15 protein-coding genes and 1 pseudogene are annotated in these 25,324 nt (G+C 68.4%); 9 read left to right on the top strand and 7 right to left on the bottom strand.

Features of this window, described 5'->3' with window-relative positions; all coding sequences use genetic code 11:
- Window positions 1–67 precede the first annotated feature (67 nt).
- On the top strand, window positions 68–2,404 hold the full coding sequence (locus WME85_RS32675) for a DUF3160 domain-containing protein (RefSeq protein ID WP_437827019.1): 2,337 nt from the start codon (window positions 68–70) through the stop codon (window positions 2,402–2,404).
- Window positions 2,405–2,423: 19 nt separating this feature from the next.
- Here WME85_RS32675 and WME85_RS32670 read toward each other — a convergent pair whose 3' ends face one another.
- Window positions 2,424–4,058, bottom strand: a complete 1,635-nt coding sequence (locus WME85_RS32670) for a DUF1552 domain-containing protein (protein ID WP_437827018.1) — start codon at window positions 4,056–4,058, stop codon at window positions 2,424–2,426.
- 693 nt (window positions 4,059–4,751) lie between these two features.
- Here WME85_RS32670 and WME85_RS32665 point away from each other — a divergent pair.
- Entirely contained in the window at window positions 4,752–5,126 is a 375-nt protein-coding gene (locus WME85_RS32665; protein WP_437827017.1) for a hypothetical protein, read from the top strand.
- A 150-nt stretch (window positions 5,127–5,276) separates the two neighbouring features.
- Here WME85_RS32665 and WME85_RS32660 read toward each other — a convergent pair whose 3' ends face one another.
- The 3 genes from WME85_RS32660 to WME85_RS32650 form a co-directional block, all read right to left on the bottom strand.
- Window positions 5,277–6,176: a hypothetical protein gene (locus WME85_RS32660; RefSeq protein ID WP_437827016.1), complete on the bottom strand. Its 900-nt coding sequence runs from the start codon at window positions 6,174–6,176 to the stop codon at window positions 5,277–5,279.
- Between the two features lie 147 nt (window positions 6,177–6,323).
- Window positions 6,324–7,955, bottom strand: a complete 1,632-nt coding sequence (locus tag WME85_RS32655; protein WP_437827015.1) for a DUF1552 domain-containing protein — start codon at window positions 7,953–7,955, stop codon at window positions 6,324–6,326.
- Window positions 7,956–7,974: 19 nt separating this feature from the next.
- Window positions 7,975–9,690, bottom strand: coding sequence for a DUF1592 domain-containing protein (locus tag WME85_RS32650; RefSeq protein ID WP_437827014.1), 1,716 nt, complete (start codon window positions 9,688–9,690; stop codon window positions 7,975–7,977).
- 815 nt (window positions 9,691–10,505) lie between these two features.
- Here WME85_RS32650 and WME85_RS32645 point away from each other — a divergent pair.
- Together WME85_RS32645 and WME85_RS32640 are read left to right on the top strand one after the other, a co-directional pair.
- A pseudogene (locus tag WME85_RS32645) lies at window positions 10,506–10,611 on the top strand (helix-turn-helix domain-containing protein); the annotation flags it as partial.
- A 570-nt stretch (window positions 10,612–11,181) separates the two neighbouring features.
- A complete protein-coding gene (locus tag WME85_RS32640) occupies window positions 11,182–12,489 on the top strand; it encodes an ABC transporter substrate-binding protein (RefSeq protein ID WP_437827013.1) in 1,308 nt (435 codons plus the stop codon).
- A gap of 106 nt (window positions 12,490–12,595) precedes the next feature.
- Here WME85_RS32640 and WME85_RS32635 read toward each other — a convergent pair whose 3' ends face one another.
- On the bottom strand, window positions 12,596–13,468 hold the full coding sequence (locus WME85_RS32635; protein WP_437827012.1) for an STAS domain-containing protein: 873 nt from the start codon (window positions 13,466–13,468) through the stop codon (window positions 12,596–12,598).
- 417 nt (window positions 13,469–13,885) lie between these two features.
- On the opposite strand from WME85_RS32635, the gene WME85_RS32630 reads away from it, so the two are divergent.
- The gene (locus WME85_RS32630; protein ID WP_437827011.1) at window positions 13,886–16,327 is read left to right on the top strand and encodes a family 43 glycosylhydrolase; all 2,442 of its coding nucleotides are present in this window, start codon (window positions 13,886–13,888) and stop codon (window positions 16,325–16,327) included.
- Window positions 16,328–16,366: 39 nt separating this feature from the next.
- On the opposite strand, the gene WME85_RS32625 is transcribed toward WME85_RS32630, so the two are convergent.
- Window positions 16,367–17,392, bottom strand: coding sequence for an NAD-dependent epimerase/dehydratase family protein (locus WME85_RS32625; protein WP_437827010.1), 1,026 nt, complete (start codon window positions 17,390–17,392; stop codon window positions 16,367–16,369).
- Window positions 17,393–17,770: 378 nt separating this feature from the next.
- Here WME85_RS32625 and WME85_RS32620 point away from each other — a divergent pair, with 378 nt between their 5' ends.
- The gene (locus WME85_RS32620) at window positions 17,771–19,210 is read left to right on the top strand and encodes an FAD-binding oxidoreductase (RefSeq protein WP_437827009.1); all 1,440 of its coding nucleotides are present in this window, start codon (window positions 17,771–17,773) and stop codon (window positions 19,208–19,210) included.
- Window positions 19,211–19,287: 77 nt separating this feature from the next.
- Window positions 19,288–19,806, top strand: a complete 519-nt coding sequence (locus WME85_RS32615; protein WP_437827008.1) for an SRPBCC family protein — start codon at window positions 19,288–19,290, stop codon at window positions 19,804–19,806.
- Window positions 19,807–19,905: 99 nt separating this feature from the next.
- Here WME85_RS32615 and WME85_RS32610 read toward each other — a convergent pair whose 3' ends face one another.
- A complete protein-coding gene (locus WME85_RS32610; protein WP_437827007.1) occupies window positions 19,906–21,123 on the bottom strand; it encodes an alpha/beta fold hydrolase in 1,218 nt (405 codons plus the stop codon).
- Window positions 21,124–21,616: 493 nt separating this feature from the next.
- Between WME85_RS32610 and WME85_RS32605 the strand changes: the two genes are divergently transcribed.
- Both WME85_RS32605 and WME85_RS32600 read left to right on the top strand, forming a co-directional pair.
- Window positions 21,617–23,887, top strand: coding sequence for a GMC oxidoreductase (locus WME85_RS32605; RefSeq protein ID WP_437827006.1), 2,271 nt, complete (start codon window positions 21,617–21,619; stop codon window positions 23,885–23,887).
- An 89-nt stretch (window positions 23,888–23,976) separates the two neighbouring features.
- Window positions 23,977–25,182, top strand: coding sequence for an esterase/lipase family protein (locus WME85_RS32600; RefSeq protein WP_437827005.1), 1,206 nt, complete (start codon window positions 23,977–23,979; stop codon window positions 25,180–25,182).
- The last annotated feature ends 142 nt before the right edge of the window (window positions 25,183–25,324 follow it).

Below are 25,324 nucleotides of genomic sequence, written 5' to 3'. Positions count from 1 at the left end.
ACCGTTTGCTAACGGCGGGGCCGTCGTGCCGTGGGCGCACCCTGGAAAGGGAAAAACGATGCGCAACATGCTCCTTCGGTTCCACGTCGTACCGATCCTGGTCGCCCTCGCCGCCGGCTGCTCGGGCGAGGTGAGCCAGCCCATGCCCGGCGTCGACGGCGCCCAGCGCCCACCGGATCAGCCGCCCGAGCCGCCGACAGATCAGCCGCCGGAGCAGCCGCCCGAGCCGCCGACAGATCAGCCGCCCGAGCAACCGACGGATCAGCCGCCGCTCGGGCCCGAGCAGCAAGCGGAGCTCGCCGCGCTGCTCGCCGAGCGGGACGCCTCGGCGAGCATGACCGCCGAGGACTTCGCCGCGAAGTATCCCGTCTCCCTCGCGTCGGGCCTGTCCTACGCGCCGGCGGACGCCGAGGGCCTCGCGCTCCTCCAGAGCACCTCGCTCGCCCTCGACGGGGATGAGCTCGCGAAGCTGTCCGAGAACGGCTTCGTCATCTCGAGCAAGCAGTCCTTCCCGACATTCGTCTACGGCTACGAGAGCATCTACGCGCTCGATCTGCCGCTCTACGTGTCCGCGGACTCGATCCTGTACGCGGTCCACCGCTCGTACGACGCGATCCTGAAGACCCTCGAGTACGCCTCGTTCGCGCCCGATCTCGGGAAGATGCTGAAGGAGATGCGCGCGCGGCTCGCCGAGGGCGCCGGAGGCGAGTTCGGCGCCGAGGCGCGCGCGGACGCGGACCTCTTCACGGCCGTCGCGCTCGCGCTGCTCGAGGGCGCGCCGGTCGCTCCCGTCGCGGGCGCCAGCGCCGCGACGATCGACGAGCTCGTCGCGCGCGGCGAGGCCCACCAGGGCATATTCCCGGTGCGCCTCTTCGGCTCCGACCGGCTCGTGGACTTCTCGCAGTTCGAGCCCCGGGGCCACTACGTCGACGCCCTGCTGCCGGACCTCGCTCGGTACTTCCGCAGCATGACGTGGCTGGGCCGCGTGGATTTCCGCTTCCTCGAGACCCAGTCGGACGGCACCCAGCGCTTCCAGCGGCGGCAGCTCGAGGGCGCGTACGTGCTGCGCGCCCTGGCCGGCGCGGACACCCTCGCCCGCTACAAGCGCATTGACGACGCGATCCAGGCATTCGTCGGCGAGAGCGACACCATGACCCTGCCGGAGCTCGACGAGCTGCTCGAGGACCTCGGCCTCAGCGACGCCGCGGGCCTCGCCGGCGTCCCGGACGCGCGGATCGCCGAGGTCATCGTGAAGGAGGGGCACGGCACGCAGCGGATCGCGAGCCACCTCATGATCAACGGGCTCGACAGGGGCACGATGCCCCTCTCGTCGAGCTTCGCGCTGCTCGGCCAGCGGTATGTGGTCGACTCGCACGTCTTCTCGAACGTGGTTTATGACCGGGTGAAGGGCGGCGCCGTCAAGCGCATGATGCCGAGCCCGCTCGACGTGGCCTTCGCGGCGTTCGGCAACGATCAGGCGGGCCAGATGCTCGGTCCGGAGCTCGGGCAGTTCGACTACGCGCCCGACCTGCACATGATGCGCGTGCTCGTCGACGCGCACCCCGAGGACTTCTGGGAGAAGAACCTCTACAACCGCTGGCTCGGCGCGCTGCGGGAGCTGTCGCCGGCGCGGGCGCTCGGCGACGGCGAGGAGCTGCCCGGCGTGGTCAAGACCGAGGCGTGGGGCCGGCGCCTGCTGAACACCCAGCTCGCCTCCTGGGCCGAGCTCCGCCACGATGCGCTGCTCTATGCCAAGCAGTCGTACACGGGCGGCACCACGTGCGAGTTCCCGGACGCCTACGTCGACCCTTACCCGGCGTTCTTCGCGCGCATCGCCGAGCTGGCCGAGCACGGCGGCGAGGTCGTCAGCACGCTCGATCTGTCGAGACCGCCGTCGTTCGAGCCGCAGCTCGAGCAGCACCTGTCGACGTACTTCTCGCAGCTCCGCGACGTCGCGCGGACGCTCGGCGAGATGGCCGCGAACCAGCGCGCCGGCCTGCCCCTCACGCCGGAACACCTCGATTTCATCAACCAGGCCGTCAAGGTCCAGCGGGGTTGCGGCGATCCGTGGGGCGCCACCGGGTGGTACGCGCAGCTCTTCTACGACGCGCTGACGAGCGTGACGCAGGATCCGACGATCGCCGACGTGCACACCCAGCCGACGGACGCGGGCGGCGCGCCGGTCGGTCGCGTGCTCCACGTGGGCACCGGCCTGCCGCGGCTCATGGTCGTGACGGCCGATCCCTGCGGCGGCGCGGCGCGCGCGTTCGTGGGGCTCGCGTCGTCGTACTTCGAGGAGATCACCGGGGATTTCGAGCGCATGACCGACCAGGAGTGGGCGGGCGAGATCCAGAGTGCGACGCCCGACGACGTGCCCTGGATGAGGGACCTCGTCTCCCGCTGATCCCGTCTCTGCGGCGCGCTCAGGAGCTCGCCTTGAGCGCGTCGAACTCGCCTGGATCGTGAATGGTGGGGGGGGTGATCCCGCCACCGATGAAGTCTTCGGTCCGGTCGTACATGCCGAAGTGGGTCACCGGCTCCGAGCCGTCCGGCGCCGGGAACCCATCCGCGCCTGCCCTGACCCCGAGGGCGTTCATCAGGTTGCAAAAGTACTTGTTGATCGGCGCGTTGGCGAGCGACGGATCGGTCCCCGTGGACTGGGTGGTCGCGTCGACCTCGCTCGGAGCGCCGTCGGCACACACGATCTCGCTGTTGCCGGCCGTGAGATCGGGTGAGCCGTCCTCGACGTTCACGGCGCAGCCGGTCTTGAAATAGCCGCCGGCGCTGCCGACCTGGACGATGGGCAGGTTGTTGAGGTTGCGGGCGCAGCCGTCCGACGCGTCCTGGAACCAGACGGCCGCGCTGTTGTCGAGGAGCGTGCCGTCGCCCTCGTCGATGCCGTTCAGCTGCTCGACGAGGTGGGCGAACTTCCTCGCATAGTAGTCGTCGATCTTGAGGAGCATGTCGATCACGCCCGTGACGCAGGTGCCCTGCATGCCCGCATTGCCCAGGCGATACGAGAGACCGGCGCTCTCCATCGCCAGGCCGAGCCCCTTGAAAACGAAGTTCGCGGGGTACTTCAGGACGATGACGGGGGTCGCGTTGCACGCCGCCGCGAGCACGGCGAGGTTCGAATAGAGGTCCGCTCCGTCCAGACTATCCGAGATTCGCCGCGTCAGCACGTCGTCGCCGCTCGAGGTCGTGCTCGCCAGGTTGATGTTTTCTTGCGTCGCGCCGAGCGCCGTGGCCAGGGCCGTGTTGCACTGCCCGGAAGCGACGGTCGTCACGGTCTCGTCGAGCATCGCCTTCCAGGCCTCCAGCTTGTTCCTGTCCGCACGGCTCATGTCGAGGCGCGCGAGCGAGTCGAGATCGTGCCGCACGAGGTCGATGATGCTCTTGCCGCGGATGGCGTGATACGTGTCCGGAGAGGGGAGGGGGTCCGTGAACAAGCCCGTGAGCTTGGCCAGGATCTCCGCCGGCGCGCCCAGACCCGGATACTGGGTCACGGGCGCCGAGTACGAGATCGCCGTGGGAGCGCCCTCGCGGAAGTTTCCCACGCGCAGGAGCAGGGGCTCGCCGTCCGGGCTGAGCTGTCGCGCGATGACGTGGTCCAGCGAGGGACCGGTCGGTCTGGCCTCGAACTTCGTCGCGGTCTCGAAGCTGAACGGATCGTCGCTGTTGGGAGTGACCGGGTGGCAAGTGAGGTACGACCCGTTCACCTGCAAGTGGCGATCGTTGCCCTGCCCACGCTCCAGCTTCGGCGTCCACTCGTTCATCGCGCGGATGCCTCGGGGCATGAGGAGCTTGTCGACGTAAGGCGTCAGGTGCTTGAGCGTCGTCGACTGGAGGTCCGCTGCGGTGAGCGCGCCGTGCGATTTCTTCGGGAAGAATCGCGTCGTGATGCAGCCATAGTGCGTGTACATCACGATCAGCCGCTTCGGGGGCGTGGCCGGCTGCGCCCTCACGGAGCTGTCGCTGATCGAGCCGAGGAACGGCGCTGCGACGCAAGCTCCGCCCAGCCCCCGGAGGAACACTCTTCGGTTCACGCGCTTTGCCATGATCGTATTCTCCCAGCCTCGATGGACGCGACCGCCCGGCCGCCTGTCATAACGCCCTCTGAATGCCCGCGTTGGTCGAGAGCGATCTCGGAACAGGGCGTCGGAGTGCCCTCGCAGGGTTGCGCAGGCGAGCAACCGAGCACACCGCAGACGTCGGCATCGGTCTGCGCCGCACAGCACGCTCGGCCGGCGCCGCGCGCCGCGCAACTCGACGCGCATCAATCGACGTGTACAGCATGGCTGTATGCGAGGATGAACGCCACGAACCGCTTGATTTTCAGACCAAATTTGATCATTCTACCCGCTGAAGAGGGCGTTCCTCGCCCCGCGCAGCTCTTGCCTGCGGGCGACGTGGTCAGAAAAGTTCGACCTCACCGGTCCCATTCACCGATCGCGCGTCACCTCTGCAATCCGAAGCTCGAAGCCTTTTGCTTTGATCCAACGGGAGCGAGAGCTAAACCTTCTCTCTCACCATCCTCGTCGTGAACCATGGAACTTCGACTCTCAAGCTTCATCGCGGCAGCATTCGTCGCCATCCTGTCCCCGCTCGCAGGCTGCAGCGACACCCCTGACGAACCAGGCGACGGAGGCGGCGGCGGCGCCGGCGGCTCGGATGCCGCAAGTACGAGCGCCAGCGCATCGACCTCGAGCGCGGTCGGGACCGGCGGTTCGGGCGTGACTGGCTCGAGCAGCGTGAGCACCAGCGGCGCCGGCGGCTCGACCGGCAGCGGCAGCGGCGTCGAACCGACGTTCGAGACGGTGAAGTACGTCATCGAGAACGTCACTTGCTTCGGGGCGGGTTGCCATAACGACGAGATGAACCGCCTGGACTTGCAGGTGGACGGAGAGCTGCACTCGCGGCTGACCTCGCACATCACCGAAGATTGCGGCCCGCTCGTCGATACCAGCAATCCGCAAGAGAGCGCGCTCATCAAGGTCCTGAAGGGGCCGTGCGGCTCGACGCCGCGGATGCCCCTCGAGTGCATCAACGATGGGGACGCCAAGTGCGTACCCGCCGACTATATCGAAGCGATGACGCAGTGGATCGCTGACGGCGCGCAGGAGTAGCAGGGCCTGACGATCTGGGGCACCCGCCCGGGTGCCCCGCTCGAGGTCTCCCGCACGTCCCGCTGCTTCAGCAAATCGCGCGCACAAGCCAACGTTGGTTTGCCGACACGCCCTGGTGTCGGGGATCGGCCGCGCGACTCATCGGATGCCCTACTGCATTGTAAACGCGCCTGCCGGGTATGCGGCTTGAACAGGTCCGGGCGTGTCCACGATGTTCGTCTCGAAGGCCCAGCTGCCACCCGGCGGAATTGGCGCGGCGCCGCGGGCGGTCGCCACGCCGAGCGGACGCCCGACGCGATTGACCGAGAAGACGGTGGCGGAGGGAGTGCTCACCGCCACGTCGAACCCGTTGAGGAGCGTGCCCGTGTACGCCGTGCCGGCGCCACCCTTCACGGCCATCACCTGGCTGATGGCGAGGCCATCGATGGGAACGACGTCGAGGGCGAAGTAAGGGCACCGGTAGAGGACGTATCCCACGTCTTCGATCACGATGTCCGAGGGCAAGTCCAGCACCGCGGCCATGGTCACGTCACCTGGACCCACGCACGCAGCGATGGCGCCCGAGCCGTCCGTGAGTCGATAGAAATGCTGGGTGAGCAACCCGTTGATCCCAGCTGCCAGGGACTGCTGGGCCTTGTCGTAGAGCTCGACGGAAACGGCCGCGCTGCAGGCATGGGCATCGCCGTTGTTCCTCAAGGCGGCGTAGAGCTCGGTGTTGGTCGGTCCTTTGCGAAGGGTCAGCGCGATCAAGTCGAGCACGCCGTTTCCGCCGGGGACCGCCATGATGGTGAGGTCTTCCGGGACGATGAGCGCGTCGTCCCCCGCGTCACCGCCGGACCCGGCACCGCCGCCCGCTTCGCCGCCGGACCCGGCACCGCCGCCCGCTTCGCCGCCGGACCCGGCACCGCCGCCGTCCCCGGCACCGCCGCTCGCTCCGCCGCCGCCGGTCTGACCCGGTGCACCCCCGCTGCTGGAGCTCGCTTCGCTCGAGCAGGCCAGCGGGAGGAGCATGGCAGCAAGGAGGAGGAGGCGCTTCGCCAGCATGAACATGAGAAGTGATGCCCAGCCTATCGCTGTCCGCCATCGTCGGGCAGCACGGGGTCGCGGAGTGAAGCACAAACGCAAAGACCCCTCCGGCAAGGAGAGGTCTTTGGAACCGAGCTCGTCCGAGTGTTCAGGACCTCGATCCGGGAGCGCTCAGGCCTTGAGCTCTGCGAACCCGCCCGGATTGTGGATCGTGGCGCCGGCGACCTTGCCCTTGCCACCGATGAAGTCTTCCGTCTTGTCGGAGTAGCCGAAGTGGGTCACTTCCTCGGAGCCGCCCTTCGCAGGGAAGCCGTCCGCACCCGCCTTCACGCCCATGGCGTTCATGATGTTGCAGAAGTACTTGTTGACCGGCGCGTTCGCGATCTTCGGATCGGTCCCGGTGCCTTGATTGATGCCGTTGACCTGGCCGCTGCCGCTGGCGCACTGCGACATGCTGTTGCCGTTCGTCGGGGTCGACCCGGGGTCGACGTTGATGATCTGGCCGGTCTTGAAGTACCCGCCGGCGCTGCCGGCCTGGATGATCGGCGCGTTGTTCAGGTTGTGCGCGTTGCCGTCCGACATCTCGTTGAACCAGATGGCGGCGCTGTTGTCGAGGAGCGTCGACCCGTTCCCCATCGGGATGCTGTCGAGCATTCCGACGAGGTTCGCGAACTTCTGCGCGTAATACTGGTCGACCTTCAGGAGCCACTCGAGCGCGTTGGGCAGGCAGCTGCCCGTCATGCCCGCGTTGTCGAGGCGGTGCGAGAGGGAGTGCGACTCCATCGTGATGCCGAGCCCCTTGAAGTTGTAGTTCCCCGGGTACTTCAGGAAGATCACGGGGTTGGCGTTGCAGGCGGCCGCGAGCGCCGCGATGGCCGAGTAGATATCCGCCCCGTCCAGGTCGCCGGAGACCTTGGTCGTGAGGACGTCGACGCCCAGGCCGCCCCGCGCCGCCTTGGAGGCGTTGTCCGACGTCGCGCCGAGCATCGCGCCGAGCTCCTCGGTGCACTGCGCGGAGGCCACCACGGTCCCCGTCGAGTGGAGGAGCTCCTTCCAGGCCGCCAGCTTCCGCTTGTCGGCGCTGCTCATGTCCATCCGCTCGAGCGTCTCCAGGTCGTCCTTCACGAGGTCGAGGACGCTCTTGCCGCGGAGCGCGGCGTAGGTGTCCGGAGACGTCGGCTCCCCCGCCGTGAAGAGGCCGGTGAGGCTGCTGAAGGCCTGCTGCGCGTTGATGCCCTTGTACATGGTCTCGGAGGCCGAGTACGAGATCGCCGATTGAGCGCTGTCGTTCTGACCAGCCGTGTTCAAGAGCAACGGCGTGCCGTTGGGGCTGAGCTGCTGGGCCATGACGTGATCCAGCGACGGACCGACAGGCTTCGCGTTGAACTTGGTCGCCTGGTCGAAGCTGAACGGGTCGTTGCTGTTCGGGGTGACCGGCTGACAGGTGAAGAGCGACCCCACGATCTGCGTGTGGGAGTCGTTCCCCTGCCCACGCGTCATGTTGGCGGTCCACTCGTTCATCGTGCGGATGCCGCGCGGCATGAGGAGCTTCTTCGCGTAGGGAGCGAGGGCCGCGAGGCTCGTCGGCGTGAGGTCGGCCGCCGTGAGCTCACCCGAGGTCTTCTCCGGGAACCACTTGTTCGTGACGCACCCGTAGTGCGTGAACATCACGATGAGCGCTTTCCCGGAGGAAGTGGTGTCGCCCTTTGCGGTGCGCTCCCACACGGAGCTGAGGAACGGCGCGGCCAGGGCAGCACCGCCCATGCCGCGAAGGAAGATTCTTCGGTTCAGTTGCTTGCTCATGGTCAACATTCCTCAGATTTCACTGCGTTTCGCGGACTCGGACGCGGAACGAATCGGCTTGAGTGAGATCGGCCATCAGGTTGAGAATGCTGTAGCCGCTCTCAGACAGCTTGGTGTCGAGCATGTCGACCACGCACTTGTCTTTCCCGTTCGGGGCGCGCCCGAAAGCATACGAGATCCACGCCTGGGCGTAAAGCTGCTTCGCCTTCTGAACCTGAGCGATCTCCTGCATGAGCTGCGCCGGAGAGGAGATCTCCTTCACGTTGCCGTCGCCGAAGTCGATGGTGTTCGTCGTGACGCTCGCGTCGATCGGACCGCCGAGAGGATCGGTCGTCTGCAGCTGTCCAACGCCGTCGAAGCCCTCCATCACGAACCCGGGCGGATTGATGATCGCGTGGCAGCCGGCGCAGGCAGCAGGCTTCGTCAGCGCCTCGACCTTCGCGCGTTGCGTCGCGAAGTCGCCCTCGACGGTCATCATGGTGGCGCCGGGGATGGGCGGACCCGGATTGACGCCGAGCAGGTACACCGAGATGAACGCGCCTCGCAGGATCGGGCTCGTGGAGTCGTAGCCCGCGTAAGAGCTCAAGAACCCGGCGCGGGTCAAGAAGCCCGGCCGCTGGCTCGCGTCCAGCTCCACCTTGGTCAGCTCGGTGCCGTACGCCGAAGGATCGAGCCCATAGATCGCCGCGTTGTCCTTGTTGACGAAGGCGACGTTGCTGAGGAGGAGGTCCTGGAACGAGCCGTTCTCGAACGCGACGTCCTCGAAGAAGGCGTCGAGCTCGGCCTTCCAGCTGTTCTTGGCGTCATCGGAGTACAACGGATACGTCTCGGTGTCGTGATCCATCTTCCACCAGTGGGCGTTTCCGTTGTCCATCTGCGCCCAGTTGCGGTGGAACGCCGTCACGAGCGGCCCGGTCTTCTCGCGCACGGCGATCATCCGCTGCGCCTGGGCCAGGATCTGCTCCTTGGTCTGGAGCTCGTTGCCGTCGGCCGCCGCGTTCAGCGCGTCATCCGGAACGGAGCCCCAGAGCAAGTACGAGAGCCGCGTCGCCACTTCGTGGCTGGAGAGCTGGATGCCCTTACCCGACTGATCCTGGGTGGTCGTCAGCTCGGGGAGCATGAGGAACGAGGGCGACACGAGGAAGGCGAGCAACGTCGTCTCGGCGACCTCGGCCGGCGTCCCTGGCGGCGTCGTCTGGCCCAGCTTCATGAACCGCGCGACCTCCGCCTCGGTCAGCGGGCGGCGGAACGCCTTGCGGCCGAAGGTCTTGATGGTCTGCTCGAGGCAGCCGGCCGCCGCAGGGTCGCAGCTGATGAACTTGGACTTGTTCGGCCCGGCCATGACCGCTTTGGCGATCTCCGCGGCAGCGTCTTGATAGAACTGCCACGCGGTGGCGTCCATCGGGCCGTCGGAGTCGTCGACGAGCATCTCGGACGGCGGCTTGTTGTCGGCGCCCACGCCGGTGACGCCGAGGAGGTCCCGCACCGTGTTGTCGTACTGCCGGTTCAGCAAGCGCGGCAGCTGGGTCGTCATCGGGATGCCGGGGACGCAGACATCCGGAGGCCCATTGTCGATGCCCCCGCTATCCCCGCCCGCCGTGCCGCCGCCGGAGGTCTCCCCGCCGGGGTCGTCACCGTCCGCGATGGTGCCGGTGCAGCCCGCGAAGAAAGGTGTTGAGGTTAGAAAAATCGTCGTACCGATGTACGAGAGGTGTCTTAATGTTCGCATGCGCATGCGACTCCTATTCCCGATGCGTGTCGATGTGATCACGGGAGCGAGCCAAATCGATTTCGAGGGGCGTGCCTCCGCCAGGCGAGGCGGCGGCGCCAAAGGTCCTCATGTGAACGTTCACGAAGAAGCCGAGTGACGAGCCCGAGGTTCGTCCATCGGCGTGGACGCCGGCGCCTCGCCGACGCTTTCCTCTAGAGACGTGATAGTGAAACGCCGGCGTACGAGCGGCGCGCTTCTACCCGCTTCGATCTGGAGGGCCGTGCCCCCGCCGAGCGAGGCGGCGTCGCGCGCGAGGCCCCCGGCGCTCCGCCACGTATCGCACGGTGGACTCACGGGTTCGTGATGCCTCCCCCACGAATCACGCGCAGCTCGCCGCGGACCTTCGGCCCGTCACGCCAGCCGCGCGCCGACGAGCCCCCCTTCCTTTAGAGCTCCATCCGCGAGGTACATCAACCGGTAAATTCGCTCGCGCGACCCAGCCACGCCGGGTAGCGCCACCACGAGCGAAGCGTGCGTATCGGGCGGTCTCTTCCGCCCCGGGGAGCCCCCGACGGGAGCTCGTTGGGCCGCGGGGGCTGGCGTTGCTGGCGCGAACGCGCTTCCCTCACGAGTCCAGTACATCCGAAAAGGTGCACTTGGGCCACTCTGACGTTTGCATCGTTCATGGTCGACGCGCTGCGCGACCGTGGACGGCGCGCTGACGCGCTGCACGGCCGCGGGCGACGCGCTGCGCGACCCGAGGTGGGGCGACTTCACCAGTCGACTCGCGAGCGGCCAGGCTGGTCATCAACTGAGCGGCCAGGCTGGTCATCAATAGCGAGGGGCCGGCCACGGCGACGACGCTGGCGGCCCGCCTCGGCCTCGATACAGGCGCGACGTCGTACCACCTGCGCCAGCTCGCCCAGCACGGCTTCCTCGTCGAGGACGAGGAGCGCGGGAACGCGCAGGACCGGTGGAAGGCCGTCCGCCGGTCGACGCGCACGGCGCCGGCCGATGCTCCCGACGCCCACGCCCTCGCTGGCGGGAGGTGGACGGGCGGCCGTCCCCCTCGGTGTCGCCCGACCCGGCTTGCCCGTGACCGGCCACCCGACGGACCGCCGAGATCTCCTGGCGAGGAGACGGCCCTCCACACGCTGGCTCGACAGCTCTGGAGCGCGGCCGGGAGCGCCGGTGAAGAGGCGGTGAGCCGCTCGATCCACAGCCGGCTCCACGCTCACGGTCCTGCTCTTCTCTCGCCCTGAAGACCGCGATTCGCCGACAGACACCGCGGTCGTCGACACGGACATGGCAGGTGTGAGCTGTGTTGCAAGGTGGTGCGAGTGTCCACGGTGATGCCACGTCCGGATCACGTACCATTTGTCGCGTGTGCCCTTGACAGAACGGTCCGCTGTGCGTTGTCATCCGCGCCGGGGGTCAAGCATGTTGCTTGGGATGCTTGCCGGTCCGGAACGCATGGATCGAACCGGCGCCTGGTTCGCTCGCCGCGGTCGACACATGCGCTGGATGCGGGCCGGGCTGCTCGTGGGGCTCGCTTCCCTGGGCTCGGCGTCGTGCTCGCCCACGCCGTCCGAGCTCCCCGAGGACGCGGTCGTCATCGGGGCGCTCCTGCCCTTCACCGGCAGCGAGTCGGCCATCGGGCGCAACCTCGAACAAGCCATGTTGCTCGCGGTCGACGATCTGAACGCCGCGGGGGGGCTCGACGGGAGGCCGTTCGGCATCCGGAGCCGAGACAGCCACTCCAGCGTGGAGCGTGGGTTCGAACAGCTGCTCGACCTGCTCTATGTGGATCAGGTCGCCTACCTCGTGGGACCCGAGGAGAACGAGCTCGCCCGAGAGATCGTGCGGGACGTGAAGGAGCTCGACGTGTTCCACATGCAGCCGGGGTATGCCGCGCCCACCATCGCGCGCAGCGAGACGAGGGGAGGCCGGATGCGGCTCGCCCCCACCTCGCTCGACGTCGGCTGCGCGCTGGCGAGGCTCGCTATCCAGGCGCGCATCGACACGGTGAACAGCCTCGCCGCGCGGGACGACTACAACACCAACGTCAGCAGCGCGTTCTCGACCCAGTTCGCGCGGCTCGGGGGCAGGATCCTCCCGTCGGTGACGTTCACGTCGGGCGAGCAGACGTACACGAAGAAGATCGAGTCCACGTTCGCGGCGAACGCCGAGCGCACGCTCCTCGCGGCGTACCCCGCCACCGCCTCGACCATCGTGACCGAGTGGGCCGTCTCCGGACGCCCGGGCACCTGGTTTCTCGGTCCGGCGCTGCGCACCGACGTGCTCCTCGCCAACATCCCGACGGGCTCCCTCGACGGGTATTTCGGGGTCTCGCCGTCGCTCAGCCTGCGGAGCGAGTGCGATGTCACGGGCGCGGCCGAGGAGAAGGTCGCCTGCGCGACCGGGAACGCCGCCGCCTTCATCGACCACTTCTCGCGCCGGTGGGACGGCGAAGCGCCGCTGCCCGCGGCGCACTTCTACTACGACGGCGTCGTCCTCATCGCGATGGGCCTCGTGTACGCCCAGGCGACGAGCGGGACGATCCCCTCGTCCGGGAACGAGCTGCAGAAGATCGTTCGCGAGCTCAACAACCCCGACAACGAGGCGGCCTCGTGGCGGGACATGGGGGCGGCGATGGCCAAGCTCCGCGCGGGGATCCCGCTCCGGTACGTCGGGGCAGCCGCAGAGTACGAGTTCGACGAGTACGGGGCGAACATCCACCGGTTCATGCAAAGGTGGACCATCGAAGGCGACGCCTTCGTCGACCTGTCCCCCGTCTCCGTGGCGTGCAACACCGATATATGATCTCGCCGCAAGCGAGCGTCTCGCGCAGGATCACGCAAGAACGATCGTCACGCGACGCGGGGCGCCGCGCGCGCAGGGGCCTGGCGCGACCCAGCAGCGGTGAGCGTCAAGGCGGGGGAGGCGCCGACGCCGAGCCCGCCGCGGTCGCGAAGGCGATCGCGCTCTGCAGATCGCGTCGGGTCACGATGCCGGCGAGCTCGATGTCGAGGCCGACGATGGCCCGGGACACCTCGGGCCGGATGCCGGTCAGGACGACCTGCGCCCCGAGCAGCCGGACCGCCCGCGCCACCTGAAGGAGGGCGTTCGCCGAGCTCGTGTCGATGTGCGGCACGCCGGTGACGTCGATGATCGCCACCCGCGCCTGCCGCTCGACCACCTTGCCCAGCAGGTTCTCCATCATCTGCTGCGCCCGCGCCGCGTCCAGCGCGCCGACCAGCGGCAGCACGAGGACGCCCTGGCTGATGGGCACGATCGGCGTCGACAGCTCCACGAGCGTCTTCGCCTGCATCCGGAGCGTATCCTCGAGCCGCTTTCGCTCGGTGATCACCTCCGTGAACAGCATGATCCCGCCGATCTCGCCGCCCGTCGTGTGCCACGGGAAGATCTTCCAGCGCACCCAGTCGACGCGCCCGTCGGCCCGCGGGAAGGGCTCCTCGTCATTCCCCTCCGAGGCCCCCGCGAGGCAGCGCTGGTGGACCGCCCGCCAGTGCTCGGGGATCTCTGGGAATAGCTCGTAATGGCTTCGGCCGATGATGTCTGTGTCCTTCAGGCCGAGATCCACGGTCCATTGGCGACTGGCCAGGATGTAGCGCATGTTCCGATCGAACATGGCCACGGCGGCCGGAGTGTAGGTGACGAAGAGGCGCACGTGCTCCTCGCTCCGGCGCAGCGCCGCCCGGAGGCTATCCCGCTCCTGCTCGACCTGCTCCAGCTCCTGGATGCGCTGCCTCAGGCGCTGGATCTCCGGAACGACATCCATGGTATCCGCTTCACGTGTCATCGGTCTGTCCAGTTCCATCACGCCCTGTATATCAAAGAAGCGCAGCGCATGGCGAACGGACGAGCGCGGCGCCGGCGCTGACGGCGCGCGGCCGCCGCTCGCCGCGCCTCGCGCGCGATGCCGTTTCAGCCCGCTCCAGCCCGCTTCAGCCCGCTCCTGGTCGCACAGTCAAGCCGATTGGTATTGACATTGCTCTTGTGAGCGTTCACATTGCGCCCGGGGCTCATCCTTAGGGAGCTGATGAACCCTGCACGGCTCGTCGTGCGCACCCGCCGGGGTTGCTCGCGGCCGGGATCTGCGGCCAGAGGGCTCATCCCCGAGCTGGAGAGGCGCCCGCGAAGGCTCCGCCGGCGCAGAGCTCAACATGCCAGCCGTGTCGCGCGGTAGGACATGACCATGAGAAATCACAGCGCTTTCATCACGGCGATGATCCTGTTCGGGTCTCTGCCCATCTCTTGCGGAGGGGACGAGCGACTATCGCCCCTCGAATATCCGCTGACCATCGAGGCGAAGGGGGACGGGACGACCGATCCGCCGCCCGGGACCTACCTGCACAGGGCCGGCACCGTGGTGACCGTGACCGCCAGGCCCGCGCCGAGCGCCGACTTCGCGGGATGGAGCGGGGCCGCGAGCGAGGCGGACGATGTCGTGGAGATCAAGGTGGACGGGAGCAAGGCGCTGACCGCCGCCTTCGAGACAGCGATCTGGCCGAAAGAGCCCCAGTCCACCTACCTCAATCCGATCCTGCCCGGCGATCACCCGGACATGAACATCTATATCGAGGGGGACGATTTCTACATCACCGGCTCCAGCTTCAACATCTCGCCCAACGTCGAGATCCTGCACTCGCGGGACCTCCTCCACTGGGAGCGTGTCTCGCGGGTCGTCGATCCGGCGTGGCCCGGCCTGGAGGCCTCGACCTCGGCGGGGGGCGGGACGTGGGGCGGCTTCATCGTCAAGTCCGCCGCCGGCTACAGGGTCTACTTCGCCGTCAACTTCAACCAGTACTTCGCGGAGTCGGACAGCCTGGCAGGACCCTGGGGAGAGCCCATCCACGTGGAGCCCGTGGGCCCCTACACGCCACCCGGAGAGGACCCGGAGCTCGTGTCGTTCGACCGCGGGACCGGCTACGACGACTCGGTGTTCATCGATGACGACGGGACCACGTACCTGGTCGTGAAGGCGGGGCAGTGCAAATGGAACGGAGCGATGGGCGGCGAGGCGAACAACTTCGGCGTCAACCTCCTCCAGAAGATCGATCCCGAGACCGGACAGCTCAGCGGCGAGTCCATCGATCTCAGCTTCGTCAACTGGGACGTGCAGAACGGGGGGTGCGGCGATCCCGCGGCCGACCCCGACAGCGCGGTCGAGGCCAACTGGGCCGAGGGGCCCACCATGACGAAGCGCAACGGCTTCTACTATTACTTCGACTCGACCCACACAGGGTGCGGCGGCGAGCAGTACGGGTGGCGCTCGGCCACGCTGAGCAGCGACCCCGACGACTGGACGCCGCTGGGCAGCGTCCTCACGGGAGAGGCCCCGTTCAGCGGCGCGCAGCACAGCACGGCGCCGTTCCAGATCGCCGACGGCACGTGGTGGGTATTCTCCCACTCGTACGAGTGCGACACCAACTGGCGCGGCCTGGGCCGCCAGGGGTTGCTCAGCCAGGTGACCTGGATCGACGACGAGAGCGGCGCCGGGGTCCCGGTCGTGAACGGCCGCCTCGGCGAGCCGGCGCCGGCGCCGGCGCTGCCGCCCAGCGACATCCCGTTCCTGCTGCCCGTCAACGACGAGTTCACCGGGGACAAGCTCGCGCCGGCCTGGACTTTTTACGGCAACATGCCGGCCGATCGCACCTCAGTCACCGACCGCGCCGGGTGGCTCCGGCTCAAGCCGGCAGAGGACGAGACGCGGTGGGTCGTCCAGAAGGACGCGCTGCACGCCAAGGCGATGATCGTGAAGATGGACTTCGCCCCCAAGGCGGAGGGCGACGCGGCTGGCGTTCGCCTGGGCAACCCCGTCCCCGAGCAGGATCTCACAGCGTTCCCGACCTGGGCCAACGCCATCAGCCAGGAAGTGTCGGTGGCGCGCGTCCGGGCGGACGGTGACGACCAGATCCGCTTCTCGTTCCGGTCGGTCGTCCCTGTCCTGAACGCCGACGGGAGCGCCTATGAGTCGGTGGACGCGACCGAGATCAGCTTCGATGCCCCGGCGCCGGGCGAGCGCACCCTCTGGCTGAAGCTGGTGCACGGCAAGGACCACGAGGCCACCGGCTGGTTCAGCACGGACCGCCTGACCTGGACCCAGGTGGGCGAGCCGATCGATATCAGCGCGCTCGAGAACTACGACACGGTCAACACCGGCTGGGTCGGCAGCCAGGCCGGCGTGTTTGCCAGGGGCGCGAGCGCGGACTTCGACCTGTTCACCTACCGCGACGGCTTCACCGCGATCCCGGCCGCCGAGCCGGATCAGGAGTCCGGCACCGAGGTGGTGTCGAGCCAGTCGGCGGGGCCGGTGCTCGGCGGCCTGGAGGACGGCGACTGGGCCATGTACGGCAGCGTCGATCTGGGCAGCGGCGGCGTGGCGTCGGCCGAGATCGAGCTGCAGGCCTCCAGCGTGAAGGGCGGCGCCGTCGAGGTATGGCTCGACCCGCTGGCGGGCGGCAGCCGCGTCGCGACCTGCGATGTCCCCGCCACGGGCGACTGGGAGGATTGGACGACCGTCACGTGCAAGGTGAGCGCCGCTGGCTCCCACGAGGTCTACCTGAAGGCGAAGGGCGGCTCGGGTGAGCTGCTGCGCCTGGTGTCGCTGCGCTTCATGCCCGGCGGGAAGCAATGAACGGATGAGCGGCCTTGGCCGCCGCCGGTCGCCGCCAGCTCACGCGGCGGCGACCGGCGCTCCCTCCGCCTCGGACCTGCTCGCCTGGGTCTTGTTTGCCCTGGCCATCTCCTCGAGCCCGGCATCTCGCGAGACGGTGCCCCGGTAGCCGAGCTCGCGGCGCGCCTTCTCGTCGTTCACGGTGACCTCGGCCCCGAAGAGCCGCACGACCGTGCGCGTGATCGGCGGCGCGCCCTTCAGGCGCAGGCCTGTCCACGTCCACTCGGCCACCTGCGCGAACGCCGCCGCGAGCCACCTCGGGACGCTGCGCCCCCCTGGATCGACGCCCTGCGTGGCCAGCAGCCTCGTGACGAACTCCCGGGTCTCGATCGGCGGACCGTCCGTGAGGAAATAGATCTCGCCGCCGCGGCCCTTCTCCGCGGCGAGGATCATCCCCTCGCACAGGTTCCGCACGTGGCAGGTCGACGTCAGCGCGCGGCCGCCGTCGATCCACATGAATTTGCCGGCGCGGACGGCCTCCACGAACTGTGGCAGCAGCGATGTGTCCCCGAGCCCCCAGATGAGCCGCGGGCGCACGACCACGGTCGCCAGCTCCGGAGAGCTCGCGGCGACGACCCGCTCCTCGGCGAGGCCCTTCGTGAGCGGATAGAGTCCCACCGGGCTGGGCGGGCGCGGCCGGCGCTCGTCCACGTTCACGAGCGGGTCGCCCCCGAGGAGGACGGCCTCGGTGCTGACGTGCACGAACCGGCGAGCACCGGCCGCCCTGGCCGCGGCGAGCGCGTGCTCCGTGCCGGCGACGTTGGCCCGCAGGTAATCTTCCCTGGGCCCCCAGTCCTGCACCAGCGCGGCCGCGTGATAGACCCCCTGCGCGCCCGCCATGCCCCGGCGGAGCGCGTCCACGTCGTCGAGGTCGCCGCGCACAGGCTCCGCGCCCGACCTGCTCACCGCCGCTGCCGCAGCATCGGAGCGCGCGAGCGCGCGCACCACCTCTCCTCGCGCGCGCAGCGCCGCGATGAGATTGCGCCCGACGAACCCGGAACCACCCGTAACGAAGCTGATCGACATCAGATTCCTCCCTTCACCGCTCCTCTGCAGTGACTCCTCTGCAGTGACTCCTCTGCAGTGCCTCATCGAGCTCGCCCCATTCCGCCGCGGGCGGACCGGGTTTGAACTCGGCAGCTCTCTCGGTAGCTCTCAAGGATACATTGACACCTGCGAAATACGTCTTGTACTCTCTTTATCGCAGGCGCGGGAGGAAGAAGCCTCGCGAGCGTCGACACGACGACCGCGGGCGGGGGGAAACGTTGAGAGCCTGCTGCCATGGAGTCGGTCTCCCGGGCGCGCAGTATTGCGCCCGGGGCGTCCGCCGCGTGCGGCACGGCAGATCGAGCAACAGGGGGGAGGCGCAGCTCGCGGAGCGGGCCGTGCGCCGGAGGCGTGCTCATGTCCCAACCGTACAAGTTCACCAGCCACGAAGGTTTCGCCCACGACAGCCTCGACAGCCTCGGCTACGACTGGGAGCGGATCGGGGCGCCGCAGATCAAGCCCAGGTACCCGTTCAAGATCTATCTGCCGATGACGACCGACGACATCGTGCTCGCCGTCAAGGAGACACGGTCGCTCGGTCAGAAGCTGATGATCCGGAGCAAGGGGCACTCGAGCAACGATCTGGTCCTCGCCGACCGCGGGTGCGTGCTGGTGATCGAGAAGCTCAACCGCATCCTCGATCTGAACGAGGCCGAGCGGACGGTGACCGTGCAGGCGGGCGTCGTCCTCGCCGAGCTCGACCTCCACCTCGCGGACAGGGGTTACGGCCTCCCGATCATCGGCGACCACAACCACATCACCGCCGGCGGGTTCGCCTCGGTCGGCGGGATCAGCCCGGCGTCGCACCGCTTCGGCATGTTCGTCGACAACGTCCGGCGGCTCGAGTACGTGAACCACGAGGGCGAGGTCGTGTCGTGCGGCCGGAACGAGCGCCCGGACGAGTTTTACCGCGTTCTGGCCGGCGCTGGCCAGCATGGCGTCATCGCAACCCTCACGCTCGACGTCATCCGGATCGACAAGTTCAACGTCATCCTGCAGAACGACAGGCGGCTGTACGCCGACCTCAAGAAGTTCCTCGACGAGGCCGGCCAGCTCATCCGCGACCCCGGCCAGGCGCTGATGGAGCGCGGTGTCTGGCTCGACTACGCCGTGCTCGGCACATCGGTCCGGATCGGCCAGTTCTCGAGCTACCACGAGGCGCCCCAGAGCCCGCTCAAATCGCTCTGGAACAAGGCTGCGTACGGCTACCTGCAGACCCTCGGGCTGTACGCAGGGCGCCTGCCGACCGGCGTCGATCAGGCGGTGAAGTACCTCGGCATGGCGGGCGTCGTCCTCAGCCCGCGTTACGCCTCGACCAAGAACATCGAGACGTTCACCGACCGGATCCTCGACTCCTCGGTCGGCGATCCGACGCGCATGTTCATCGTCCTGGGGCCGGCGGAGAGGTTCGCCCCGCTCTTCAACCGGCTCTACTCGCTCTTCCTGGAGTACCGCCTGAAGACCGGGTGTTTCACCTTCATCGCCATCTATGTGAAGGCGATCCGGTCCGATTACCTCGCGAACGGCGACCCGAGCAAGCGCTTCTGCGAGCTGATGCTCTACTGCGGCATCGACCCGGACAAGATGACGGAGCCGGTGCTGGAGGAGATCGTCTCGCAGATCGACGACGTGACCATCGCCTTCGGGGCGTACCGGTACATGCACACGAAGACCGTGAAGGACGAGAAGCGCCGCAGCCGCATCGACCCCAACGCGGTGCGCGCGTCCCTGGCGCTGCCGCACAGCGCCGGCGCGAACGGGACCCACCGGCTCGAGCAGCCGGACGCCGGCGAGTGACGGCGACGACCGGGAAGCTCGCCCCGGGGAGCTGACCGGCTCGTCCCTCCGCTTTTCGATTGCGCGCGGGAGGTTCGATGCGCTTCCTCAATCCTTTCTGGTTCAAGCTCGCGCCCGCCGATCTCGATTTCACGCGGCGCGCGCCGTCTCGGATCGAGGTGGCGTCCTTGCTCCAGGCTCCGCCGGAGAGGGTATTCGAGATCTTCGCGAAGCCGGAGGGCATGCGCGACTGGATCGCGGGCTTCGTCGGCTGCACGTGGACGAGCCCGGAGCCCCACGGCGTCGGATCCACGCGCGAGCTCGAGCTCGACGCCATCACGTTCCGGGAGCATTTCATCGGGTGGGAGCCGGGCCGGCGCTTCTGCTTCGCCATCGACGCGACGACGATGCCGCTGATGCGGAGGATGGTGGAGGACATCCAGCTCGATCCATCAGGCGCGAACGCGACCCTGCTGCGGTGGACCGTGCACTACGAGCCCAGGGGCCTCGTCCAGGCCATCCACCCGCTCGCGCGCCGCTTGATCGGCGCGGGCTACCGCGCGTCCGCGGAGAGGCTCTCGCGCTATCTCCTGAAGAACACCGCCGCCTCGGCGTGAGACGCGAGCCGCCGGGGTGGCCGGCGGGGCCGGGCCGCCGCCCGGTGGCGGTCCCCCGGTCCCCCCGATTGCGGGATCCGGGGGGACCGCGGCGCGCCGTCAGCGCCGGTGCTGGCGGAAGTAGTCGACGAACGTCGGGAAGATGTCCCTGTCGCAGTTCTTCCCCATGAAGACGTCCTGATGCCCGTAGTTCGGGAAGACGTGCAAGCGGTGCCTGCCCGGCACGATCTTCTCGAGCCGCTGGTGGCAGACGATGTTCGAGTCGGTGAACACCCGGTTGTTCGCGCCGGTGACGAAGAGCACCGGCGTCTGGATCTCCGGCGCCCTCGACAGGTAATCATCCGGCAAGGAGCTGAACCGCGGGTCCCTGGGGTTGTACTTCACCGCCCGGCTGTCGTTCTGGACCATCTTGTAGACGTGGCGGTAGTAATTCATGCTGGTGGCGCCGTAGAGATCCCCGCCCCGACGGTGGGTGACCTCGTGAAGGTTCTCGTGGCTGTAGAGGGCGGGCCAGCCGGTGCCCCACATCAGGCTGAGCATGTGACACGCGGGGACGTCGCACTCCCGGTGGAACGCCGAGACGACCTTGGAGAAGATCTTCCCGCGGCTCAGGACGGGGTCGTTGCTCCATTGCGGGCTCAGGTGGGGGAAGCTCAGGACCGACTCGACCAGGAACGGCGCGAGCCTGAGCTTGAGCTTCGACCACCCCGGCACCCGCGGCGTGAGCCCCACGCTGTTGGCGATCACGCTCGTGACCCCCCGGATCGACCCGCCGAACAGGCCCATCATGAACGAGACCGAGCCGAGACAGTGGCAGATCACGTGGATGCGCCGGTCGCCGATGTGCTCGCGCATCTTCGCGAGCGCGGCAGGGAAGTCGAAGAGCGCGATGTCGTCGAAGCTGTACCGGTGCGGCGTGAGGTTGTACGGGAGGCGGTTGCTCATCCGGAAGTCCACGGACCAGACGTCGGTGAAGCCGTGATCGTGGAGGTAGCGGACGATGTTGGTGTGCTCCGGCATGATGAACATGTCCGTCGACGTCGTCAGGCCGTGGATCAGGAGGACGACATCATCGCTCGGCGCTCGCTTGAACCGCGCGAGCCTCAGCCCGAGCTTGTCGTCCGTCGTGAACGGGTGCTCCGTGATCTCGGCGTCGGGCACCCCCTCGTACGTGAAGAGCGGGATCTCGCGCGCGACGCCCCCCGCCGAGCGATCGCCCCCGACGGACTGGACTGCAGTGGTCCGCGCGGCGGCGGGCGCGCCGATCGAGGGTTGAGCGCCCGGCTCTGGCCCGGTGGTCTGCACTTGCATGGACATGAGATCGTACCTCCTCAGGGGAATGGCCCGCGACGGCGGCGGCTCGTGCTCGAGGGCACCTGCGCCCTGGAGCTGTCGTGCTGGCCGAACGCCAGCCGTGCGCGGATCGGATCGCGGCGTCCGGAGCAAGGGCGCGCGCTCCCCGACCAAGCGCGCCTGCTCCAGTCTGCCTGAGGCGATGATGCCGCCCTGGCGGCGAGCCGTCAACCGCTCAACGCACACCGGACCACGCGTTTCGATCCAGTGTGGATAAACGCGCTGACCCGGCATTGCGACGCAGCGCTCATGCCACGTGAGCCGCGCCCGCGCATGCCAGGACCTTGCTGCATGTCCTTTTAGGCTTCTGAGGCCCGGTCGACCATGGTAATCCATGGTGGGCTGGGTGGGGTTGGTCTGAGCCATCACGACGGGCGCGCCCCGGTCGCCATCCTCATCGGGCGCACGAGCACGATCGGGTGCAGGGAGGGGCGGTGATATGGTTTACGATTCCGTGGTGATCGGATCGGGATTCGGCGGCGCCGTGGCGTCGTGCAGGCTCGCCCAGGCGGGTCAGCGTGTGGCGATCCTCGAGCGCGGGCGCCGTTACCCGATGCACAGCTTCCCTCGCGACTGGGGGAACCTGTCGAAGGGGTGGTTATGGCGAGAGGACCAGGGGCTCTTCGACGTGAAGCCCATCAACGAGATGCTGGTCGTCCAGGGGGCTGGCTACGGGGGCGGCTCCCTCATCTATGCCAACGTCCACCTCCGGCCAGAACCGAGCGTCTTCGCCAGGGGCTGGCCGAAGGGCTACGACCGCGAGACGCTCGACCCCTATTTCGATCTCGTCGGCTACATGCTCGACATCAAGCCGATCGGCGCGGCGGCCGGGGGCTCGTTGCCCGCCAAGGCCCTGCTGATGAAGAAGGTCGCGAAGGCGCTCGGCCGCGAGGACCAGTTCTTCTATCCGAACATCGCCGTCGACCTCGGCGAGCCGGGGGTCGTCCACCGGAACAAGTTCGGCGTGCAGCAGAGCGGCTGCAATCACTGCGGTGAATGTGACGTGGGCTGCAACATTCACGCCAAGAATACCCTCGATCACAACTACCTCGCGATCGCGGAGCGCCACGGCGCCGACGTCCGCACGCAATGCGAGGTGATCCGCATCGCGCAGACGCCTTCGGGCTACTCTGTCACGTACAGGGAGCACCGGAAGGGCGGCGTCCTCGCGAGCGTCGAGGCGACGAGCGTGTTCGTCTGCGCGGGGGCGGTGAACTCGACGGAGCTGCTGCTCCGCTGCCGCGACGAGCACAGGACGCTGCCGCGGATCAGCCCGCGCATCGGACACGGCTACTCCGCCAACGGCGATTTCCTGGCGCTCGCGGTCTGCTCGCAGGAGATCTACAAGCCCGCGAGCGGCCCGACCATCACGACCGGCATCGTGTTCTCCCGGGGCGAGGGCGAGGACAAGATCTGGTTCGTCCTCGAGGAGGGCGGCTTTCCGAGGGCCGTCGCCCAGCTCCTCGGGCTCATGGAGAGCCGGGGGCGCCTGCTCTGCGGGGGCGGGGACCTGCTGCGGGACGACATCGAGCGTCGGGTGCAGGAGGCGATGCGCAACCATCCGGGCGAGCCGGGCGCCAACGCCGCCGTCCTGCTGGCGATGGGGCGCGACCGGGCCGACGGGCAGATCAAGCTCAGGCCGATCGATCGTGGGCTGTGCGTGAAGTGGAACTCCCTCGCGAACCTCGCCCTGTACTCGATGGAAGAGCGGCTTTGCAAGGACGTGGCCAGGGCGCTTGGCGGCCAGCTCGTGAGCAGCCCGTTCTGGGAGGTCCTTCACCAGCCGGTCGCGGTCCACAACCTGGGCGGCTGCATGATGAGCGACGATCCCGAGCACGGCGTCACGGATCCGACCGGGCAGGTCTACGGATACGAGAACCTGTACGTGCTGGATGGCGCGCTCCTGCCGGCGGCGACAGGGGTTAACCCGTCGTCCACCATCGCCGCCGTGGCGGAGCGCAACATCGAGGCGATCATCCGGCGGCTCCCGGGAAGGTCGGGCTGGCACGCGCCCGAGCGCGCCGCCGCCCGCCCCATCGAGGATCCGCTCGGGCGCGTCGTGATCCCGGCCGGCGGCACCGCGCTCCCGGAGACGCAGGCGCTCGATCTGAGCTTCACCGAGACGATGAAGGGGTTCTTCCACATCAGCCATGCTCCGCTGGACGACTACCGGGGCGCGGAGTCGATCGGCAGGCGGGTGCGCTCGTCCGTCCAGTTCACGCTGACCATCACCATCCCGGACCTCGACCGCTTCATCTCGGAGAGCGCGCACGCGGGCGTCGCGAACGGGCGGCTGCACGTCGACGGCATCACGGACCATGAAGGGGCCGAGGTCGTCAACGGGGTCTTCAACCTGTTCGTGAAGGAGAGCAACTCCCGCGAGCGCAAGATGCTTTATGCGCTGCCGTTCGTGGGCGCGGACGGCAAGCACTACCTGCTCGACGGCACCAAGGAGGTCTTCGACGACCCGGGGTTCGACGTCTGGTCCGACACGACCACGCTCTTCACCGTGATCCGCGAGGGGCATGGCCGGTCGGATCCGGTCGTCGCGACAGGCGTCCTGCACATCCTCCTCCCCGACTTCCTCGAGCAGCTCACCACGTTCAGGGTGGGGGGGACGGACGACAGGCGCGAGAAGGTCGCCGCGATCGGCCGCTTCGGCAAGATGTTCATGGGAGACCTCTGGGACGTGTTCGCGCGGGCCAAGCTGTCGAGTCTCCCGTTCTGAGCCGCGCGGCGCGGCGGCCGGCGCGCCGGGGCACGCCGGGCCGCTGAAGAGCGACCACAAACTGCGTTTGTCGTGGAGGAGGTCCCATCATGTCGTCTCAGACAGCGGACGTCGTCGTCCTCGTGCCCGGCTTCCTGGGCTTCGGTCGGGTCGGGGAGTTCTATTATTTCGCCGAGCGCGTCATCTCGGTCATCCGCGGGGCGCTGGAGATGCGCCTCGGCCGCCCTGTCCCCGTGGTGCCGTGCTGCACGCTGCCCATGGGTCGCCTCGCCCACCGGCAGGAGTTCCTGCTGAAGTGGCTCGTGTCGCTCGACGCGCAGTTCGACGGAGCGCAGCGCATTCACCTGGTCGGCCACAGCGCCGGCGGCGTCGACGCAGAGCTCCTCACGTGCGCCGAGTCGATCTTCCACGACGGGGGTTCGTGGGGCGACGCCGCGCGGGTGCGCAGCAAGCTCGCGTCGGTCACCGCCATCGCGTCGCCGTTCCACGGGACGTACCTCGCGACCAGCGAGGTGGCGCGGTTCATCCTCTCGCCGAGCCTGAACCTGCGCTCTGCCCGGTCCGTGGCGCGGATGGCGTGGATCCTCGCCTGCCTCGTGCCGCGCGTCGCGCAGAGCGCGGACATCGTGAGGGGGATGGCGTCGGCCAGGCCCGAGACGGCGAAGTTCCTGTTCCAGCTATGGCAAAGCCGCGAGCTGATCGACGACCTCTCGCCGGTCTCGATGGCGCGGCTCCGGAGGCGCTGTCGCTCCGAGGGGCGCGTGCCCGTGACCTGCTTCGTCACGACCACGCTCACGACGGACCAGGCCTCGCGCGAGGCGGATGCGTTCTTCCTGGAGCTGCGCCGCCTCACGGCGGAGCACGATCCGGCCGGGGCGCCCTCGCCCGCGCGAGCGGCCCTCGCGCTCCTGGCGCAGCACGCCGAGGCCGCGATCCGGTGTCCCGAGGTGACCACGCCGCGCTTCGACCTCGCCGCCAGCGACGGGGTGGTCAACAGCGCCTGCCAGATCCTGGATCCCACGAACCCCGCCGGGCTCGGCGGCATCTGCGTGGCAGACCACGCCGACGTGCTCGGCCACTACGACCGGAAGGACGAGTTCATCCCCGGCCCGCCGCTCAACGCCGGCCTGTTCCACAGCGGATCCCGGTTCGGGGACGACCAGTTCTTCGAGCTCTACAAGCGCGTCGCCGCGGCCATCGTGCGCGCGATCGAGTCGAGCGCGGCAGTCGCGGCGGTCCCGGCGGTCCCCGGCGCCGGCGGCGCGAACGGACGGGCCTCGTTGCCGGAGGCCTGAGCGGGGCCCGCGCTTCGGGCGCGGGCCTGGGCCTCCTTTATCCTCGGTCCTCTTCGCGCTCGGCGATGCCTGGGCGTTCTCCTTGACGCGCGCCTCGGCCGTCACGTCGACCCGCAGCGCCTCGGCGCCCTCGGTCACGACG

This window comes from Sorangium sp. So ce1153, assembly GCF_051521595.1.
In the GTDB taxonomy this organism is placed as follows: Bacteria; Myxococcota_A; Polyangia; order Polyangiales; family Polyangiaceae; genus Sorangium.
This window is presented reverse-complemented; position numbering and strand designations above follow the sequence as displayed.

What these genes read in the sequence shown, in the direction of transcription:
- WME85_RS32675 (WP_437827019.1), top strand. Translation starts at nt 68, where the DNA reads ATGCTCCTTCGGTTCCACGTCGTACCGATCCTGGTCGCCCTCGCCGCC.
- WME85_RS32670 (WP_437827018.1), bottom strand. Translation starts at nt 4,058, where the DNA reads ATGGCAAAGCGCGTGAACCGAAGAGTGTTCCTCCGGGGGCTGGGCGGA.
- WME85_RS32660 (WP_437827016.1), bottom strand. Translation starts at nt 6,176, where the DNA reads ATGTTCATGCTGGCGAAGCGCCTCCTCCTCCTTGCTGCCATGCTCCTC.
- WME85_RS32655 (WP_437827015.1), bottom strand. Translation starts at nt 7,955, where the DNA reads ATGAGCAAGCAACTGAACCGAAGAATCTTCCTTCGCGGCATGGGCGGT.
- WME85_RS32650 (WP_437827014.1), bottom strand. Translation starts at nt 9,690, where the DNA reads ATGCGCATGCGAACATTAAGACACCTCTCGTACATCGGTACGACGATT.
- WME85_RS32640 (WP_437827013.1), top strand. Translation starts at nt 11,182, where the DNA reads ATGCGCTGGATGCGGGCCGGGCTGCTCGTGGGGCTCGCTTCCCTGGGC.
- WME85_RS32635 (WP_437827012.1), bottom strand. Translation starts at nt 13,468, where the DNA reads ATGGATGTCGTTCCGGAGATCCAGCGCCTGAGGCAGCGCATCCAGGAG.
- WME85_RS32630 (WP_437827011.1), top strand. Translation starts at nt 13,886, where the DNA reads ATGAGAAATCACAGCGCTTTCATCACGGCGATGATCCTGTTCGGGTCT.
- WME85_RS32625 (WP_437827010.1), bottom strand. Translation starts at nt 17,392, where the DNA reads ATGTCGATCAGCTTCGTTACGGGTGGTTCCGGGTTCGTCGGGCGCAAT.
- WME85_RS32620 (WP_437827009.1), top strand. Translation starts at nt 17,771, where the DNA reads ATGTCCCAACCGTACAAGTTCACCAGCCACGAAGGTTTCGCCCACGAC.
- WME85_RS32615 (WP_437827008.1), top strand. Translation starts at nt 19,288, where the DNA reads ATGCGCTTCCTCAATCCTTTCTGGTTCAAGCTCGCGCCCGCCGATCTC.
- WME85_RS32610 (WP_437827007.1), bottom strand. Translation starts at nt 21,123, where the DNA reads ATGTCCATGCAAGTGCAGACCACCGGGCCAGAGCCGGGCGCTCAACCC.
- WME85_RS32600 (WP_437827005.1), top strand. Translation starts at nt 23,977, where the DNA reads ATGTCGTCTCAGACAGCGGACGTCGTCGTCCTCGTGCCCGGCTTCCTG.